The organism is Eggerthella sp. 1_3_56FAA, from assembly GCF_000185625.1.
Lineage (GTDB): Bacteria > Actinomycetota > Coriobacteriia > Coriobacteriales > Eggerthellaceae > Eggerthella > Eggerthella lenta.
Genome location: NZ_GL622596.1, coordinates 1 through 899, shown reverse-complemented (window position 1 = coordinate 899; position 899 = coordinate 1). Strand labels below are relative to the sequence as shown.

2 protein-coding genes are annotated in these 899 nt (G+C 71.7%); both read right to left on the bottom strand.

Going from position 1 to position 899, the window contains the following annotated elements; translation table 11 throughout:
• On the bottom strand, nt 1-283 hold a 283-nt coding region (locus tag HMPREF1023_RS14940; RefSeq protein WP_009307332.1), incomplete at its 3' end, for a bifunctional ornithine acetyltransferase/N-acetylglutamate synthase.
• Nucleotides 284-337: 54 nt separating this feature from the next.
• Nucleotides 338-899, bottom strand: a 562-nt coding sequence (locus HMPREF1023_RS14935) for an Asd/ArgC dimerization domain-containing protein (protein WP_009307331.1), incomplete at its 5' end; no start/stop codon positions are given.

Below are 899 nucleotides of genomic sequence, written 5' to 3'. Positions count from 1 at the left end.
CATTGCCCGAGTTCACCACCACGGCGCGCGCCGTGCCGTAGGCGGGCTCGCCCGGCTGGTCGGCGCCCAGCTGCGCGCGCGATACGATGACCGGCGCCGAGCAGAACACGTTCTTGGTGAACACGGCCGCGCACGCGCAGGGTTCGTCGGCGACCACGAGCGCGAGGTCGAGGCGCTCGGGATCCTTACGGAAGCCCGCGTGCACGCCGGACGCGCGGAACCCGCGCGCCGCCGTCACGCCGCCTTGGGCGGGATGCGTTGCAGCGATCGGTTGGTCGGTCATAGCGGCTTCTTTCTGTTGCGGCTTGCGGCTAGTGCGTGGCGCGCGCGGTTCGCGTCACACGGGAACGGAGATCGGTTCGAGCCCGCGGGTCTGGGGCAAGCCCAGCACCGCGTTCGCGCACTGCACGGCCTGGCTGGCCGCGCCCTTGCCCAGGTTGTCGATGGCGCCCACGGCCACCAGCATGCGCGCCGCCTGGTTGACAGCGAGCCCCACGTGCGCGTAGTTCGTGCCCGCCACCGAGGAGGTCTTCGGCATGGCGCCGGCGTCCAGCACGTGGACGAAGGGGTCGTCGGCGTAGAAGTTCCGGTACAGCTCCACGATCTCGCCCGCGTCGGCGGGCGCGTCGGGCGCGAGCGGCAGGTTCACGGTGGACAGCAGACCGCGATTGAGCGGCGCGAGATGCGGCGTGAACACGAGGCGGCCTTCCAAGCCCAGGATCTGCTCGATCTCGGGCGTGTGGCGGTGCGTGGCCACGCCGTACGCTTCGAGGTTCTCGTCGGCGAAGCAGAAATGAGTGCGCGCCGAGGCCTTCTTGCCCGCGCCCGTGACGCCGGAGATGGCGTCGACCACCACGACGGCGTCGGGCCGCACGAGCCCGGCGCGGACGGCGGGTGCC